General features: G+C 72.2%; 15 protein-coding genes and 1 pseudogene. 13 read left to right on the top strand and 3 right to left on the bottom strand.

From position 1 onward, the window contains the following. Nucleotides 1-51 precede the first annotated feature (51 nt). Together OG309_RS38130 and OG309_RS06910 are read right to left on the bottom strand one after the other, a co-directional pair. Nucleotides 52-150 (bottom strand): annotated as a pseudogene (locus tag OG309_RS38130) (pentapeptide repeat-containing protein); the annotation flags it as partial. Nucleotides 151-175: 25 nt separating this feature from the next. After that, nucleotides 176-871 carry a DUF2470 domain-containing protein gene (locus tag OG309_RS06910; RefSeq protein ID WP_329428188.1) on the bottom strand — a complete coding sequence of 232 codons (696 nt, stop codon included), beginning with the start codon at nucleotides 869-871 and terminating at the stop codon, nucleotides 176-178. Between the two features lie 206 nt (nucleotides 872-1077). On the opposite strand from OG309_RS06910, the gene rpsD reads away from it, so the two are divergent. Continuing rightward, nucleotides 1078-1692 carry a 30S ribosomal protein S4 gene (rpsD, locus tag OG309_RS06905; RefSeq protein ID WP_046907488.1) on the top strand — a complete coding sequence of 205 codons (615 nt, stop codon included), beginning with the start codon at nucleotides 1078-1080 and terminating at the stop codon, nucleotides 1690-1692. A gap of 56 nt (nucleotides 1693-1748) precedes the next feature. On the opposite strand, the gene OG309_RS06900 is transcribed toward rpsD, so the two are convergent. Further along, nucleotides 1749-3917 carry an ATP-binding protein gene (locus OG309_RS06900; RefSeq protein WP_329418990.1) on the bottom strand — a complete coding sequence of 723 codons (2169 nt, stop codon included), beginning with the start codon at nucleotides 3915-3917 and terminating at the stop codon, nucleotides 1749-1751. 184 nt (nucleotides 3918-4101) lie between these two features. On the opposite strand from OG309_RS06900, the gene OG309_RS06895 reads away from it, so the two are divergent. The 12 genes from OG309_RS06895 to OG309_RS06840 all read left to right on the top strand — a co-directional run bounded on the left by OG309_RS06895 (nucleotide 4102) and on the right by OG309_RS06840 (nucleotide 16891). Continuing rightward, complete coding sequence (locus tag OG309_RS06895) at nucleotides 4102-4533, top strand: DUF948 domain-containing protein (protein ID WP_329418988.1); 432 nt, start codon at nucleotides 4102-4104, stop codon at nucleotides 4531-4533. A 5-nt stretch (nucleotides 4534-4538) separates the two neighbouring features. Further along, entirely contained in the window at nucleotides 4539-4889 is a 351-nt protein-coding gene (locus OG309_RS06890) for a hypothetical protein (RefSeq protein WP_329418986.1), read from the top strand. Then, nucleotides 4889-7558: an alanine--tRNA ligase gene (alaS, locus tag OG309_RS06885; RefSeq protein WP_329418984.1), complete on the top strand. Its 2670-nt coding sequence runs from the start codon at nucleotides 4889-4891 to the stop codon at nucleotides 7556-7558. The genes OG309_RS06890 and alaS overlap by 1 nt, the downstream gene beginning before the upstream one ends. Nucleotides 7559-7560: 2 nt before the next feature. Then, nucleotides 7561-8025 carry a Holliday junction resolvase RuvX gene (gene ruvX / locus OG309_RS06880; protein WP_030316278.1) on the top strand — a complete coding sequence of 155 codons (465 nt, stop codon included), beginning with the start codon at nucleotides 7561-7563 and terminating at the stop codon, nucleotides 8023-8025. Between the two features lie 101 nt (nucleotides 8026-8126). Beyond that, a complete protein-coding gene (gene mltG, locus OG309_RS06875; protein ID WP_329418983.1) occupies nucleotides 8127-9992 on the top strand; it encodes an endolytic transglycosylase MltG in 1866 nt (621 codons plus the stop codon). 1 nt (nucleotide 9993) lies between these two features. Continuing rightward, nucleotides 9994-10821 (top strand): shikimate dehydrogenase, encoded by an 828-nt coding sequence (locus OG309_RS06870; RefSeq protein WP_329418981.1) that lies wholly within the window; start codon nucleotides 9994-9996, stop codon nucleotides 10819-10821. 491 nt (nucleotides 10822-11312) lie between these two features. Then, entirely contained in the window at nucleotides 11313-12497 is a 1185-nt protein-coding gene (gene aroC / locus OG309_RS06865; protein ID WP_329418979.1) for a chorismate synthase, read from the top strand. Further along, nucleotides 12494-13015, top strand: a complete 522-nt coding sequence (locus OG309_RS06860; RefSeq protein WP_329418977.1) for a shikimate kinase — start codon at nucleotides 12494-12496, stop codon at nucleotides 13013-13015. Before aroC ends, OG309_RS06860 begins: the two co-directional genes overlap by 4 nt. After that, nucleotides 13012-14106 carry a 3-dehydroquinate synthase gene (gene aroB / locus OG309_RS06855; protein ID WP_329418976.1) on the top strand — a complete coding sequence of 365 codons (1095 nt, stop codon included), beginning with the start codon at nucleotides 13012-13014 and terminating at the stop codon, nucleotides 14104-14106. The genes OG309_RS06860 and aroB overlap by 4 nt, the downstream gene beginning before the upstream one ends. Further along, nucleotides 14103-14549: a type II 3-dehydroquinate dehydratase gene (aroQ, locus tag OG309_RS06850; RefSeq protein WP_046907476.1), complete on the top strand. Its 447-nt coding sequence runs from the start codon at nucleotides 14103-14105 to the stop codon at nucleotides 14547-14549. Before aroB ends, aroQ begins: the two co-directional genes overlap by 4 nt. 126 nt (nucleotides 14550-14675) lie before the next feature. Continuing rightward, the gene (locus OG309_RS06845) at nucleotides 14676-15500 is read left to right on the top strand and encodes an AAA family ATPase (protein WP_329418974.1); all 825 of its coding nucleotides are present in this window, start codon (nucleotides 14676-14678) and stop codon (nucleotides 15498-15500) included. A 284-nt stretch (nucleotides 15501-15784) separates the two neighbouring features. Then, entirely contained in the window at nucleotides 15785-16891 is a 1107-nt protein-coding gene (locus OG309_RS06840) for an aminopeptidase P family protein (RefSeq protein WP_329418973.1), read from the top strand. The last annotated feature ends 38 nt before the right edge of the window (nucleotides 16892-16929 follow it).

Here is a 16929-nt window from a genome sequence, read left to right as displayed (position 1 = left end):
GACCGGCATCCAGGCCAGGTACGGCCTGACGGCGTCCCCGCCGGAGAAGCGGGCGCCGGAGAAGCGGGCGCCGGAGAAGCGTGCGCCGGAGAAGCGTGCGCCGGAGAAGCGTGCGCCAGAGAAACGGGCGCCGGAGGAGCCGCCGGCCACCTGTCCGTGGCTCCGGTGCGGCGTGTCAGGAGTGGGCGGCCTCGAAGAGCCGGTGCATCTCGCGGCGCAGCCCGGAGACGTCCCGTACCGGCTGCGGGAAGTCGAAGCGCGCGTCGAAGCAGGCCTCGGGGCCGGCGCTGAAGCGGACCCGCATCCCGAAGCGGTCGAGGGCGAGCGGGGCCACGTCACGGGTGGGGACCAGGCCGGCCGCGTGCGTGCCGAGCAGTGAGGTCAGCTCGCGCAGGCGGTCGCCGTGGGCGGTGTGCAGGTGCTGGAGGAGCTCGGTCTCGTGGATCCGCAGCGGATCGGGTCCGGCCGCCGCGAACTCCTCGGGGTCGACCTCGCCGCAGCCCCACAGGTCGTCCACGTTGGCCGCGCCGACCTCCAGGCGGAGCATCATCCGGCCGGGCTCGGCGATCCCGGGCACGCAGGTCAGCCAGCCGGAGATCCAGGCCCGGCCCCGGATACGGTGGGGGACGGAGACGGGGGCGACGTCCGTGAGCTCCAGCACGACCGGCAGCTCGTCGTCCTGGGCGTGGGTGGCGGCCCGTACCGGTGCCGCGTCCGCGGGGTAGAGCAGGAAGACCTCGCCGTCGGGTCCGACGGCGCGCGCCTCGGGGGAGAGCTGCTCCGGGCGGTGCCCGCCGGCCCCCGGAATCAGCAGCACCGCGGAGCATGTACTCTGTACGAGAGTTCGTGTGCGCTCGGCTGCTGACGGCATCCGTGCGAGATCAAGCCCGTTTGGACGCGGCTGACCATGAGCTGATCGGACCTCCGTCGTATCGATGCCTTCCACGGCTTCCGTGGAGGAAAGAGCATCGGTCTTTGTGCTGCCGTCCGTGATGCGTGTGGTGTTCCCCGGGCGAGACATGCGATCTCCTTGAGTAAGGTGAGCCTAACCTAACCTACAACGGAGGTCTGGAGAACGTGCCTAACCAGTCGCGTCCCAAGGTCAAGAAGTCCCGTGCGCTCGGCATTGCGCTGACGCCGAAGGCCGTCAAGTACTTCGAGGCCCGCCCCTACCCGCCGGGCGAGCACGGCCGTGGCCGCAAGCAGAACTCGGACTACAAGGTCCGTCTGCTCGAGAAGCAGCGTCTGCGCGCCCAGTACGACATCAGCGAGCGCCAGATGGCCCGCGCGTACGACCGCGCGAAGAAGGCCGAGGGCAAGACGGGCGAGGCGCTGGTCGTCGAGCTCGAGCGTCGCCTCGACGCCCTGGTCCTGCGTTCGGGCATCGCCCGCACCATCTACCAGGCCCGTCAGATGGTCGTCCACGGCCACATCCAGGTCAACGGCACCAAGGTCGACAAGCCGTCGTTCCGCGTCCGTCCCGACGACGTCGTGATGGTCCGCGAGCGCAGCCGCACCAAGCCGCTGTTCGAGGTCGCCCGTGAGGGTGGCTTCGCCGCCGACGGTGAGACCCCGCGCTACCTGCAGGTCAACCTGAAGGCCCTGGCCTTCCGCCTCGACCGCGACCCGAACCGCAAGGAAATCCCGGTCATCTGCGACGAGCAGCTGGTCGTCGAGTACTACGCCCGCTGATTTCGGCAACGGCGTAGTACCACCCCCGCGGTGTTCAGCCCGCCGCTTCCCCACCCTTACCGATGGGGGAGCCGGCGGGCTTCCGCGTGTCCGGGGGGCTTCCGCGTGTCCGGGGCCGGTGTCCGCGCGGTGCGGAACGGCCGCGGCGCCGCCGCCCCGCCCGGGCTGCCGATCATGGCCGGATCCCGACGCTCGGCGAGCGCCCGGTCCACCGCCTCTTCCAGCGACAGCGCCTGCCCCTCCCGGAACGCGGCCCCGTAGCCCTCTCCGCCCAGCGCCTCGCCCGCCTGCCGCTCGCACAGGGCCCGCGGACCGTTGAAATGGCCCGAGCCGAACAACGGCAGCCCCACCGAGTCCCACATCGGCGTCGCCGCACCCTGGAGCACCGCCGCCTCCCGCACGTCCCCCTCGGCCGCCCGCACCAGCGCGAGCAGCTCGATCGCCAGCACCAGACCCACCAGGTCGTGGAAGGCGTGGTCGATGGTGACGCACTCGGCGAGCAGCTCCCGCGCCCGCGCCGGATCCCCCTCCGTCAGCGCCGCGTACCCCAGCACGTAGAGCGCGTACGCCCGCGTCCACCGCTCGCCCCGCTCCTCGCAGATCTCCCGGACCTCCGCGCACAGCGCGACCGCGCCCTCCAGATCCCCCTGGAACGCCCGCGCCATCGCCAGCTCGACCTGGCCCATCAGCACGTTGCTGTTCAACTCGCCCTGCTCCCGGTACGCCTCCAGGGCCCGCCCGATCAGCTCCTCGGCCCGCGGCATGTCGTCCGACAACAGCGCCAGACACCCCATCCGGTGCGTCGCGTACGCCTCCGCCAGCGCGTTGCCCGTGGCGCGGGCCCGCTCACCACACTCGTGCAGCGCCGCCACCGCCGCCGTCGGATCCCCCTGCAGGATCGCCACGTACCCCAGCACCCACAACGCCTTCAGCCGCGCGTCCTCGTGCTCCGCGCCCGCCGGGCCCGCGCCCAGCGCCCGGTCGAGCCAGTGCCGCCCCTCCGACAGGCGCCCGCACCCCGCCCAGTAGAACCAGAGCGTGCCCGCCAGGTGCTGGGCGAGCGCGACGTCCTCGGCCGACTCCAGGCACAGCTCCAGCGCCGCCCGCAGGTTCGGCAGCGCCACGTCCGTGGCCGCCGCCACCTCCGCCTGCCGGGGACTGAACCACTCCAGCTCGCACCAGGTCGCGAGCCCCATGTACCAGTCACGGTGCCGACGGCGCATCCGCTCCGTGTCGTCGAGCGCCGCCAGCCACTCCGCCCCGTACGCCGCGACCGTGTCCAGCATCCGGAAGCGCGGCCCCGCCGCCGACTCCTCCCGCGCCACCAGCGACTGCGACAGCAGCCCGCCGAGCACGTCGAGCACCCGCTCCACCGGCAACTCGGGCCCCGAGCAGACGTACTCCACCGCCTCCAGGTCGAACGGGCCCGAGAACACCGAGAGGCGCGCCCAGAGCAGCCGCTCCTCCGGGGTGCACAGCTCATGGCTCCAGCCGATCGCCGTGCGCAGCGTCCGGTGCCGTGGCAGCGCCCCGCGCCGACCGCCGTCGAGCAGCCGGAACCGGTCGTCGAGCCGCTGCAGCACCTGCTCCACCGAGAGCAGCGGCAGGCGCCCGGCCGCCAGTTCCAGCGCGAGCGGGATCCCGTCCAGGCGCCGGCACAGCTCCCGCACCGGCCCGGGCGCACCCAGCGCGTGCCGCCCCGCCGACTCCGCCGCCCGCTCGGTGAGCAGCGCCACCGCGTCGGCCTCGTCCATCGGCGCGAGCGCCAGCACGGCCTCGCCGTCCACCCGCAGCGGCCGGCGCCCCACCGCCAGGACCGTGAGCCCGGGGCAGCCGCGCAGCAACTCCCGCAGCAGCCCCGCGCACTCCTCCACCAGGTGCTCGAAGCCGTCGACGACGAGCAGCAGCCGCAGCTCCGCCAGATGCTCGGTCAGCACCTCCCGCGGGCCGCGCAGGGTGTGGTCGGTCAGACCGAGGGACTCGACCAGGGCGTGGGCCACCAGCTCCGGATCGCGCAGGGCGGAGAGCTCCGCGAGCCGGACGCCGTCGGCGTAGCGTTTCTGCACGGCCGCCGCGGTGCGCAGGACCAGCCGAGTCTTGCCGACCCCGCCCACGCCGACGACCGTGACCAGGCGGAACTCCTCGATGAGGCGGGCCAGTTCGTCCTGTTCCGCGGCCCGGCCCACGAACCGGTTGAGCTCCGCAGGGAGATTGCTCCGTCGCATGGGACACGGAGCGTACTCACCCGCGCGCGCTCCGTACAATCGGACCGGTGCAACTCCCCTCCCGCAAGCCCTTATGCGGTACGGCGGAAGAGCTCCGGCGCGATAGGGTCGGAGGACTGGTAAACAAGGGTCCGACGCCCGTCGGAGGCCCGATGGCAAGAGCGACAGCAGAGAGCGGTGCGGAGTGACCGGTGGAGAGGTAGCCGGGATCCTGGTGGCCGTGTTCTGGGCGATCCTGGTCTCCTTCCTCGCCGTGGTGCTGGTGAGGCTGGCGCAGACGCTCAAGGCGACCACCAAGCTGGTGGCGGACGTGACCGAACAGGCCGTCCCGCTGCTCGCCGACGCCTCCGCGACCGTGCGCTCCGCGCAGACCCAGCTCGACCGGGTCGACGCGATCGCCTCGGACGTCCAGGAGGTCACCTCCAACGCCTCGGCGCTGTCCACCACCGTCGCCTCCACCTTCGGCGGCCCCCTGGTCAAGGTCGCGGCCTTCGGCTACGGGGTGCGCAGGGCACTGGGCCGAGGCCGCCAGGACGCGCCACCCGCGCCCGACCCGCGTACTGTGATCGTCGGTCGTACCGTGCCGTCCGCGAGGCGCCGGAAGCAGAAGGGCTGAGCACGATGTTCCGCCGTACGTTCTGGTTCACCGCCGGCGCGGCCGCCGGCGTCTGGGCCACCACCAAGGTCAACCGCAAGCTCAAGCAGCTGACCCCCGAGAGCCTCGCCGCCCAGGCTGCGGACAAGGCGATCGAGACCGGCCACCGGCTCAAGGACTTCGCCCTCGACGTGAGGGCGGGCATGCTGCAGCGCGAGGCCGAGCTCGGCTCGGCACTCGGCCTGGACGCCCCGGCGGACCAGGACCCCGGCCACGAGCTCCCCGCGCCGCGCCGCAGGCCCGCGCTCGGACCGCTCGCGGACCCCGGCACGACCACCCCGTATTCGTTTTCGTACAACCGGAATGAGGACCACTGATGGAGTCGGCTGAAATCCGCCGCCGCTGGCTGAGCTTCTTCGAGGAGCGCGGGCACACCGTCGTCCCTTCGGCGTCGCTCATCGCGGACGACCCGACTCTGCTGCTCGTCCCCGCCGGCATGGTGCCGTTCAAGCCCTACTTCCTGGGTGAGGTCAAGCCGCCCTTCTCGCGCGCCTCCAGCGTGCAGAAGTGTGTCCGCACGCCGGACATCGAGGAGGTCGGCAAGACCACCCGGCACGGCACGTTCTTCCAGATGTGCGGCAACTTCTCCTTCGGCGACTACTTCAAGGAAGGCGCCATCAAGCTGGCCTGGGAGCTGCTGACCACCCCGGTCGAGCACGGCGGCTACGGGCTGGAGCCGGAGAAGCTCTGGATCACCGTCTACCAGGAGGACGACGAGGCCGAGCAGATCTGGCGCGACGTCGTCGGCGTCCCGGCCGAGCGCATCCAGCGCCTCGGCAAGAAGGACAACTACTGGTCCATGGGCGTCCCCGGCCCCTGCGGCCCCTGCTCCGAGATCAACTACGACCGCGGTCCGGAGTTCGGCGTCGAGGGCGGCCCGGCCGTCAACGACGAGCGCTACGTGGAGATCTGGAACCTGGTCTTCATGCAGTACGAGCGCGGCGAGGGCACCGGGAAGGACGACTTCCCGATCCTCGGCGAGCTGCCGTCGAAGAACATCGACACCGGTCTCGGTCTCGAGCGCCTCGCGATGATCCTGCAGGGCGTGCAGAACATGTACGAGACCGACACCCTCCAGGTCGTCATCGACAAGGCCACCCAGCTGACCGGCGTCGCCTACGGCAAGGCCCACGACAGCGACGTGTCGCTGCGTGTGGTCGCCGACCACATGCGCACCTCCGTGATGCTCATCGGCGACGGTGTCACCCCCGGCAACGAGGGCCGTGGCTACGTGCTGCGCCGCATCATGCGCCGCGCCGTGCGCAACATGCGTCTGCTCGGCGCCACCGGCCCGGTCGTGCAGGAGCTCGTCGACACCGTGATCGACACGATGGGCGAGCAGTACCCGGAGCTGGTCACCGACCGCAAGCGCATCGAGACCGTCGCGCTCGCCGAGGAGGCCGCGTTCCTCAAGGCCCTCAAGGGCGGCACGAACATCCTCGACACCGCGGTCACCGAGACCAAGTCCGCCGGCGGCACGATCCTGTCGGGCGACAAGGCGTTCCTGCTCCACGACACCTGGGGCTTCCCGATCGACCTCACCCTCGAGATGGCCGCCGAGCAGGGGCTGTCCGTGGACGAGGAGGGTTTCCGCCGCCTCATGAAGGAGCAGCGGGACCGCGCCAAGGCCGACGCCCTGGCCAAGAAGACCGGCCACGCCGACGTCACCGCGTACCGCGAGATCGCCGACGGCAACGGCGCCACCGAGTTCACCGGCTACACCAACACCGAGGGCGAGACCACCGTCGTCGGCCTGCTGGTCAACGGCGTCCCCTCGCCGGCCGCTTCGGAGGGCGACGAGGTCGAGGTCGTCCTGGACCGCACCCCGTTCTACGCCGAGGGCGGCGGCCAGCTCGCCGACCAGGGCCGCATCAAGCTGCACTCCGGCGCGGTCATCGAGATCCGCGACGTGCAGCAGCCGGTCCCCGGCGTCTCCGTGCACAAGGGTTCGGTGCAGGTCGGCGAGGTGACCGTGGGCGCCACCGCCTACGCCGCCATCGACGTCCGGCGCCGCCGGGCCATCGCCCGCGCCCACTCGGCCACCCACCTGACCCACCAGGCGCTGCGCGACGCGCTCGGCCCGACGGCCGCCCAGGCCGGTTCGGAGAACTCGCCGGGCCGCTTCCGCTTCGACTTCGGCTCGCCGAACGCCGTGCCCGGCGCGGTCCTGACCGACGTCGAGCAGAAGATCAACGAGGTCCTCTCGCGCGAGCTGGAGGTCCACGCCGAGGTCATGCCGATCGACGAGGCGAAGCGCCAGGGCGCCATCGCCGAGTTCGGCGAGAAGTACGGCGAGAAGGTCCGCGTCGTGACCATCGGCGACTTCTCCAAGGAACTGTGCGGCGGTACGCACGTGCACAACACCGCCCAGCTGGGTCTGGTGAAGCTGCTCGGCGAGTCGTCCATCGGTTCCGGCGTGCGCCGTGTCGAGGCCCTCGTCGGCGTCGACGCGTACAACTTCCTCGCCCGTGAGCACACGGTCGTCGCCCAGCTCCAGGAGCTGGTCAAGGGCCGCCCGGAGGAGCTGCCGGAGAAGGTCTCCGCGATGCTCGGCAAGCTGAAGGACGCCGAGAAGGAGATCGAGAAGTTCCGCGCGGAGAAGGTCCTGCAGGCCGCCGCCGGTCTGGTCGACTCCGCCAAGGACGTCCGCGGCGTCGCCCTGGTCACCGGCCAGGTCCCGGACGGCACCGGCGCCGACGACCTGCGCAAGCTGGTCCTCGACGTGCGGGGACGCATCCCCTCGGACCGTCCGGTGGTCGTGGCCCTGTTCACCACCGTCAACGGCAAGCCGCTGACGGTCATCGCCACCAACGAGGCCGCCCGTGAGCGTGGTCTCAAGGCGGGCGAGCTGGTCCGCACCGCGGCCAAGACCCTCGGTGGCGGCGGTGGCGGCAAGCCCGACGTCGCCCAGGGCGGCGGTCAGAACCCGCAGGCCGTCGGCGAGGCCATCGAGGCCGTCGAGCGTCTCGTGACGGAGACCGCGTGACGATGCGTCGCGGACGCCGGATCGCGGTCGACGTCGGGGACGCCCGGATCGGGGTCGCCTCGTGCGACCCCGACGGGGTCCTCGCCACGCCGGTGGAGACCGTGCCGGGACGTGACGTCCCGGCCGCCCACCGGCGGCTGCGCCAGATCGTCGAGGAGTACGAGCCGATCGAGGTCGTCGTGGGCCTGCCCCGCTCGCTCAGCGGGCGGGAGGGTCCGGCCGCGACCAAGGTCCGGGCCTTCGCCGGGGAGATGGCCAAGGGCATCGCCCCGGTGCCGGTCCGGCTGGTCGACGAGCGGATGACCACGGTGACGGCGACCCAGGGGCTGCGGGCCTCCGGGGTGAAGGCCAAGAAGGGGCGGTCCGTCATCGACCAGGCCGCCGCTGTGATCATCCTTCAGAACGCTCTTGAGTCCGAACGGGTATCAGGTAATCCGCCCGGCGAGGGCGTCGAAGTGGTCATCTGATCGCGATACGGTAACGTTCCGCGCGATGCGGCGGTGTTCGAACAGCTGCCGCACTACGTAGAGGCGGATCGTCCGGAAGCCTCGCGGCTGTTTGGGGATCGATGACTGAGTATGGCCGGAGCCCGGGCTCCGAACCGTGGCACCCCACGGATCCCCTGTACGGGGACCAGGGGTGGGAAGGCCAGCAGCAGTACCCGCAGCAGGCGCAGCAGCAGTACGGGCAGCACCAGCAGCACCAGGGCCATCCCGGTCACCAGGGGCATCCCGGTCACCAGGGCCAGCAGGCGTACCCGGAGCAGCAGGCGTACCAGGGGCAGCAGGATCCGTACGGGCAGACCTACGGTGGCGGCGGCGCCTATCAGCAGCAGCCTCAGCAGCAGCCCCAGCAGCCTTACTATCCGCAGGCTTACGGCGAACAGCAGTACGGGAACCCGGGCGGGTACGACACGCCCGGGTATCCCGCACAGCAGTACGACGGCACCTGGGAGACGGGCCAGGCGGCGATGCCGTACAACGCCCCTCCCGCCGATCCGTACGGCGGCCAGCAGCCCGACCTCTACGGCACCCCCGAGGCGTACCCGCCGCCGCAGCCCCCGGGCCGGCGTCAGGTCCCGCCCCAGCCGGTGACCGACTGGGAGGCGGAGGCGCAGCAGGAGCCGGAGGAGGACCACCCGTTCTTCACCGGCGAGGACGACCGGCCGGACGACCGGCAGGACGGGCGGGCCGACGAGCGGCTCGGACGCCGAGGGCGTCGCGACCGTGGCCGTGCGGACGACGGTGACACGGCGACGGACGCGGACGCGTACGACGACGAGGCGTACGACGACGAGTACGAGGACGAGCCGGCCGGGCGCCGCGGCAACCGCCGGGGCGGCAAGGGCAAGAAGAAGGGCCGCAAGGCCAAGAACGGCATGGCCTGCCTGGTCGTGGCGCTCGTCATCGGCGGCGGCGTCGGCGGCATCGGCTACTTCGGCTACCAGTTCTGGCAGGGCCAGTTCGGTGCGGCGCCCGACTTCGCGGGCGAGGGCAGCGGATCCGTCCAGATCGAGATCCCGCGCGGCGCCCTCGGCTACGACATCGGCAACATCCTCAAGAAGGCGGGCGTCGTCAAGAGCGTCGACGCCTTCGTCTCCGCCCAGCAGAAGAACCCCAAGGGCGTCGCCATCCAGGACGGCGTCTACACGATGAAGAAGGGGATGTCGGCGGAGAGCGCCGTCGCGCTGATGCTCAGCCCGTCGAGCAAGGCCAACTTCGTCATCCCCGAGGGCCGCCGCAACTCCTGGGTCTACGCCGAGATCGACAAGCGCCTCGACCTCAAGCCCGGCACCACGAAGGAGACCGCCTTCAAGCAGGCGGGCTCGCTCGGCCTGCCGGACTGGGCGAAGAACCACGCCGACGTCAAGGACCCCCTGGAGGGCTTCCTCTTCCCGGCCAGCTACCCGGTCGCCAAGGGCAACAAACCCGAGGACGTACTGCGGAAGATGGTCGCGCGGTCCAACGAGGAGTACGGAAAGCTGGACCTGGAGGCGAAGTCGCGCCAGCTCGGGCTGAAGGGCCCGTGGGAGCTGCTCACGGTCGCGAGCCTGGTCCAGGCCGAGGGCAAGACGCACGACGACTTCACGAAGATGGCCGAGGTCATCTACAACCGTCTCCAGCCGGACAACAAGGAGACCTTCCAGCTGCTCCAGTTCGACTCGTCGTACAACTACCTGATGGGTCAGAGCAAGATCAAGATCACCCGGAAGGAAGTCCTCACCAACCCCGACCCGTACAACACGTACAAGCACCGGGGCCTCACGCCGGGACCGATCGGCAACCCGGGCGTCGAGGCGGTGACCGCCGCCCTCAACCCGACGAAGGACGGCTGGATGTACTTCGTCGCCACGGACGGCATGAACAAGACCGAATTCGCCAAGACGCTCGCCGAGCACGACCGGCTCGTCGAGAAGTTCAACGCAGGGAACTGAGATGACCTTCCGACGGCGGGCGGCCGTCCTCGGCTCGCCCATCGCCCACTCGCTCTCCCCGGTGCTGCACCGGGCCGCGTACCGGGAGCTCGGCCTCGACGACTGGTCGTACGACCGCTTCGAGGTGGACGAGGTCGCGCTCCCCGGGTTCGTGGCGGAGCTCGACGCGTCGTGGGCGGGGCTCTCGCTCACGATGCCGCTCAAGCGGGCGATCATGCCGCTGCTCGACGAGGTCACCGACGTGGCGGCCTCGGTCGAGGCGGTCAACACGGTCGTCTTCACCGAGGACGGGCGGCGGGTCGGCGACAACACCGACATCCCCGGCATCGTCGCCGCCCTGCGGGAGCGGGCCGTCGAGAAGGTCGATTCGGCCGCGATCCTCGGCGCGGGCGCCACCGCCTCCTCGGCGCTGGCCGCGCTGGCCAGGATCTGCTCGGGGCCCGTCACCGCCTACGTACGCAGCGAGGCGCGCGCGGAGGAGATGCGCGGCTGGGGCGAGCGGCTCGGCGTCGACGTGCGCACCGCCGCCTGGGAGGACGCCGCCGAGGCCTTCGCGGCCCCGCTGGTCGTCGCCACCACGCCGGCCGGGACGACGGACGCCCTCGCGGCGGCCGTCCCCGACGCTCCCGGCACCCTATTCGACGTGCTGTACGACCCGTGGCCCACCCGGATCGCGGCCGCCTGGTCGGCGCGCGGCGGCAAGGTGGTCGGCGGCCTCGACCTGCTGGTCCACCAGGCGGTGCTCCAGGTGGAGCAGATGACCGGGCGGGCCCCGGGGCCGCTGGCCGCGATGCGGGCGGCGGGGGAGCGGGCCCTCTCCGAGCGCTGACGCGGGGGCGGAGAGTCCGCCCGGAAGGCGGGCACAGCAGGGGCGGCGGGAACAGCGAAGCCGTCAGGAACAGCGAAGCCGTCAGGAACGGCGAGGCCGTCAGGAACGGCGGGAACGGGGGAGACGGTGGGGGGAGACGTGCTGCTCGCGTCCAGGTGGGACGCGGGTGTGGACCTCATGCGCCTGGTGCTGGGGCTCATCCGCATCGGGTTCGGCGCCCTTCCGGAATGGATCCGGTATCCGGTCGCCGGGCTCGGGGGAGCGTTCCTCCTGTACTGCGTCGGGACCCGTGTCCGGGACGCTTGGAGGGCTCGACGGAGCCCCTCGCGGGAGTTGGCCGAAACCCCACTCGACACGTGAGATAAGCGTCCCGACCTGTGGACCGGCGATCGATCAGGCGCCGGGACGTGGGAGGATCAGGGGAGGCGGACCAGGGCCGCGCACCCAGGTCGCGCCGGAGCAGAGCCCAGGCGCGAGCATGAGGAGCATCGTTGAGCAGGCTGCGTTGGCTGACGGCGGGGGAGTCCCACGGACCCGCGCTGGTCGCGACCCTCGAAGGACTTCCCGCAGGCGTGCCGGTCACCACGGCGCTGGTGGCCGACCATCTGGCGCGGCGGCGGCTGGGTTACGGGCGGGGTGCCCGGATGAAGTTCGAGCAGGACGAGGTGACCTTCCTCGGTGGTGTCCGCCACGGTCTCTCGCTCGGCTCGCCCGTGGCGGTCATGGTCGGCAACACGGAGTGGCCGAAGTGGGAGACGGTGATGTCGGCGGACCCGGTCGACCCGGCGGAGCTGAAGGAGACGGGCCGCAACGCGCCGCTGACCCGTCCGCGTCCCGGTCACGCGGATCTCGCCGGGATGCAGAAGTACGGTTTCGACGAGGCCCGGCCGGTTCTGGAGCGTGCGAGCGCCCGTGAGACCGCCGCGCGTGTCGCCCTCGGTGCGGTGGCCCGCTCGTTCCTGAAGGAGGCGGCGGGTATCGAGATCGTCTCGCACGTGGTCGAGCTCGCGGCGGCGAAGGCCCCGTACGGGGTGTACCCGACGCCGGCCGATGTCGAGAGGCTGGACGCCGACCCGGTGCGTTGCCTGGATGCGGATGCGTCGAAGGCGATGGTTGCGGAGATCGACCAGGCTCACAAGGACGGTGACACCCTGGGTGGTGTCGTCGAGGTCCTTGCCTATGGTGTGCCGGTCGGTCTCGGTTCGCATGTGCACTGGGACCGGCGTCTCGACGCCCGGCTCGCGGCCGCGTTGATGGGCATCCAGGCGATCAAGGGTGTCGAGGTGGGTGACGGTTTCGATCTGGCCCGGGTCCCTGGTTCGCAGGCGCATGACGAGATCGTCCAGGGCCCGGACGGCCTGACGCGTGCCACCGGCCGCGCGGGTGGTACGGAGGGCGGTTTGAGCACGGGTGAGCTGTTGCGGGTGCGTGCGGCGATGAAGCCGATCGCGACGGTGCCGCGGGCGCTGGCCACGGTCGACGTCGTGACCGGTGAGGTCGCCGCGGCGCATCACCAGCGGTCCGATGTGTGTGCGGTGCCGGCGGCGGGGATCGTGGCCGAGGCGATGGTGGCGCTGGTCCTGGCGGACGCGGTGCTGGAGAAGTTCGGTGGCGACAGCGTCCCCGAGACCCGCCGCAACGTGCAGTCCTACCTCGACAACCTCCAGATCCGGTGACCGGCGGCCCCCTGGTCGTCCTCGTCGGCCCGATGGGCTCCGGCAAGTCCACGGTGGGCGCGCTCCTCGCCGAACGGCTCGGCGCCGCCTACCGCGACACCGACGCCGACATCGTCGCCACCGAGGGACGCGAGATCTCCGACATCTTCGTCGAGGACGGCGAGGACCACTTCCGCGCCCTGGAGCGCGCGGCCGTGCGCACGGCCGTCACCGAGCACGAGGGCATCCTCGCGCTCGGCGGGGGTGCCGTGCTCGACGCGGGCACCCGCGCCCTGCTGGCCGAGCTGCCCGTCGCGTACCTCTCGATGGACGTCGAGGAAGCGGTCCGCCGCGTCGGGCTCGGCGCCGCGCGACCGCTGCTCGCCGTCAACCCGCGCCGCCAGTGGCGCGAGCTGATGGACGCCCGCCGCCCCCTCTACACCGAAGTCGCCAGTGTCGTCGTCGCCACCGACGACCGCACACCCGAAGAGGTCGCGGACGCGGTCCTCGACGCTCTGGACCTGAAGAAGGAGACATGACGCACCAGGAAGTGACCCGTATCCAGGTCGGCGGCTCGGCGGGCACCGATCCGTACGAGGTGCTGGTCGGCCGTCAGCTGCTCGGCGAGCTCCCCGCCCTCATCGGCCCCGGCGCCAAGCGGGTGGCCGTGATCCACCCCGAGGCCCTCGCCGAGACCGGCGAGGCGCTGCGCGGCGACCTCGCGGACCAGGGCTACGAGGCCGTCGCCATCCAGGTGCCCAACGCCGAGGAGGCGAAGACCGCCGAGGTCGCCGCCTACTGCTGGAAGGCGCTCGGCCAGACCGGCTTCACCCGCAGCGACATCATCGTGGGCGTCGGCGGCGGCGCCACCACGGACCTGGCCGGCTTCGTCGCCGCGACCTGGCTGCGGGGCGTGCGCTGGATCGCCGTGCCGACCACCGTGCTCGCCATGGTCGACGCGGCCGTCGGCGGCAAGACCGGCATCAACACCGCCGAGGGCAAGAACCTCGTCGGCGCCTTCCACCCGCCGGCCGGCGTGCTCTGCGACCTCGCCGCGCTGGACTCGCTGCCGGTGCACGACTACGTCAGCGGACTCGCCGAGATCATCAAGGCCGGCTTCATCGCCGACCCGGTCATCCTCGACCTCATCGAGGGGGACCCGGAGGCCGCCCGCACCCCCGCGGGACCGCACACCGCCGAGCTCATCGTGCGGTCGATCCAGGTCAAGGCCGAGGTCGTCTCCGGTGACCTCAAGGAGGCCGGCCGCCGCGAGATCCTCAACTACGGGCACACCCTCGCCCACGCGATCGAGAAGAACGAGCGGTACAAGTGGCGCCACGGCGCCGCCGTCTCCGTCGGCATGGTCTTCGCCGCCGAGCTCGGCCGGCTCGCCGGCCGCCTCGACGACGCCACCGCCGACCGGCACCGCGCCGTCCTGGAGTCGGTCGGACTGCCGCTCACCTACCGCGGCGACCAGTGGCCCAAGCTGCTGGAGACCATGAAGGTCGACAAGAAGTCCCGTGGCGACCTGCTGCGCTTCATCGTCCTCGACGGCATCGGCAAGCCGACCGTCCTGGAGGGCCCCGACCCGGCCGTCCTGATCGCGGCCTACGGCGAGGTGTCCGCGTGAGCGAGCCGCGCCGGGTCCTCGTCCTCAACGGCCCGAACCTGGGGCGGCTCGGCTCCCGCGAGCCCGACATCTACGGCGCCACCTCCTACAAGGGGCTCGTCGACTCCTGCCGGACCCTCGGCGAGGAGCTGGGCTTCGACGTCGAGGTGCGCGAGACCAACGACGAGGGCGAGATGATCCGCTGGCTGCACGAGGCCGCGGACGGCTCGCTGCCGGTCGTGCTCAACCCCGGCGCGTTCACGCACTACTCGTACGGCATGCGCGACGCGGCCGCCCAGCGCACCGCGCCGCTCATCGAGGTGCACATCTCCAACCCGTACACGCGCGAGGAGTTCCGGCACACCTCGGTCGTCGCGGCCGTGGCGACCGGCACGATCGCCGGCTTCGGGATCGGCTCCTACCGGCTCGCCCTGCGCGCGCTCGCGGAGGAACTGACCGCCTGAACACCGCCCGAGAGGCCCCTCGGGCACCTCGTACCGCCCCCGGCCGTTTCCCCTCGGGAAGCCGGGGGCGGTAACGTTCCGGCAACAGTGGAAGCAAAAGGCGTACGGGACGGAGTGGGCACCGGGATGCAGCACGGAATGGGGGCTCCGTCGCCACCGCACCAGCCCGCCGACCCCTCAGCCTGGGCGCACGGCCCGCAGGCCCACGCGCCCGGAGCCGCCCAGGGCGCGCCGCCTCCCGTCCCGCCCGCCCCGCCGCAGCACTACCCCTACCCCTCGACGCAGGCGGCGCCGCCGCCCGGACCGCCGCAGGGCCCGCCGCCCGCGCCCGGCTGGACGAGCGCCCCCGTCACCGCCCACGTGGCGATGCCGCCGGCGGTGACCGGCACCGGGGCCGCCACCCTCGCCGTGCTGCTCATCGGCCCGGCCGGAGCCGGAAAGACCACCGTCGCCCGTCACTGGGCACGGCGGCGGCACGTCCCGACCGCCCACATCAGCCTCGACGACGTGCGCGAATGGGTCTGTTCCGGCTTCGCCGACCCGCAGGCCGGGTGGAACGAGAACTCCGAGGCCCAGTACCGCCTCGCCCGCCGCACCTGCGGCTTCGCCGCCCGCAACTTCCTCGCCAACGGCATCTCGTGCATCCTCGACGACGCGGTCTTCCCCGACTGGCCCGTCGTCGGCCTCGGCGGCTGGAAGCGCCACGTCGGCCCCGGACTGCTCCCCGTCGTCCTGCTTCCCGGCCTCGACATCGTCCTGGAGCGCAACGCCGAGCGCAGCGGCAACCGGCGTCTCTCGGACGAGGAGGTCGCCGCCATCCACGGCCGGATGGCCGGCTGGTACGGCTCCGGCCTGCCGATCATCGACAACTCCACGTACGACGTGGAGACCACCGCCCGCGTCCTCGACGACGTCCTGGCCCGCGCGATAGCCAACCCCCAGCCGGGCTGACCGCCCACGGGCCTCGGGCGACGCCGAGCCCGGGGAGCGGCCCAGGGTCCAGGCCCAGGCCCAGGCCCCGGTCCAGGCCCAGGTCCCGGTCCCGGTCCAGGCCCAGGTCCCGGTGATCGCGGGGCCGCACACCGGCCGACGGCCCGGCCGCGCCCCGTCCCGCACCCGCACACCGGCCGACGGCCCGGCCCGGTCGCGAGCCCCCGGCCGGCCGAGGCCCCCGCCCCCGCCCGGTCGGACCCGCTGAACAGGCCAGGGCGCGTGCCCCCTCGTAGGCTCGGAGCATGTCAGAGGTGTATGCGGACCGCCGGGTGCGGCTGCGCGACCGGTATGCGGCCGCGGGCAGCTCGGCGGCCCTGGTCTCCCGTCCCGCCAACGTCCGCTATCTCACCGGCGGTTCACCCGCCGGGGCCGTGCTGCTGCTCGGTCCCGAGGACGACGTGCTGCTCTGCCCCACCGCCCCGGGCGCCGATCCGGCCGACGGGCGGCTCGACGAGCTGCTGCGCCAGCTGCTGCTGCCCACCGGCAGCGGCGATCCGGCCGTCGCGGCCGTCGACTTCGCCCGCAAGGCCGGGGCGGACGCCCTCGCCGTCGAGGAGCACCACCTGACCGTCGCCCGGCACCGGGCCATGGGCTCCGCCGCCCCCGGACTGCGCCTCGCCGACCTGTCGAGCGGTGTCGAACAGCTGCGGATCGTCAAGGACGAGGACGAGATCGCCTGTCTGCGGATCGCCGCCGAGATCGCCGACCAGGCCCTCGGCGAGCTCCTCGAATCGATCCTGGTCGGCAGGACCGAGCGGCACCTCGCCCTGGAACTGGAGCGGCGTCTCGTCGACCACGGCGCCGACGGCCCCGCCTTCCGCACCTCCGTGGCCACCGGGCCGCACTCCGGGCGGGCCGGGCACCGGCCCACCGACCGGCGGGTCGAGGAGGGTGACTTCCTCTCCGTCTGCCTCGGCGCCAACTACCGCGGCTACCGCTGCGAGATCGGCCGCACCTTCGTCATCGGGACCACTCCCGCCGACTGGCAGATCGAGCTGTACGACCTCGTCTTCGCCGCTCAGCGGGCCGGCCGGGAGGCGCTCGCACCCGGTGCCGAGTACCGCGACGTCGACCGCGCGGCCCGGCAGATTCTCGTCGCGGCGGGCCACGGAGACGCCAGCGCACCCCTCACCGGGCACGGGGTGGGCCTGGAAATCGACGAGGACCCGCAGCTCGCACCCGCAGCCATGGGTAAACTGGACGCTTGTGTGCCGGTCACCGTCGAACCGGGGGTCCACCTCCCGGGCCGGGGCGGGGTCCGGATCGATGACACGCTCGTCGTACGCCAGGAGGCGGACGGCGGACCCGAGCTACTCACCATCACGACCAAGGAGCTGCTCGCGCTGTAGGGCGCGTACGCCTCCCAGGTCCACGTCAGTCCAGGAGA

The sequence above is a fragment of the Streptomyces sp. NBC_01268 genome, assembly GCF_036240795.1.
GTDB lineage: Bacteria > Actinomycetota > Actinomycetes > Streptomycetales > Streptomycetaceae > Streptomyces.
This window is presented reverse-complemented; position numbering and strand designations above follow the sequence as displayed.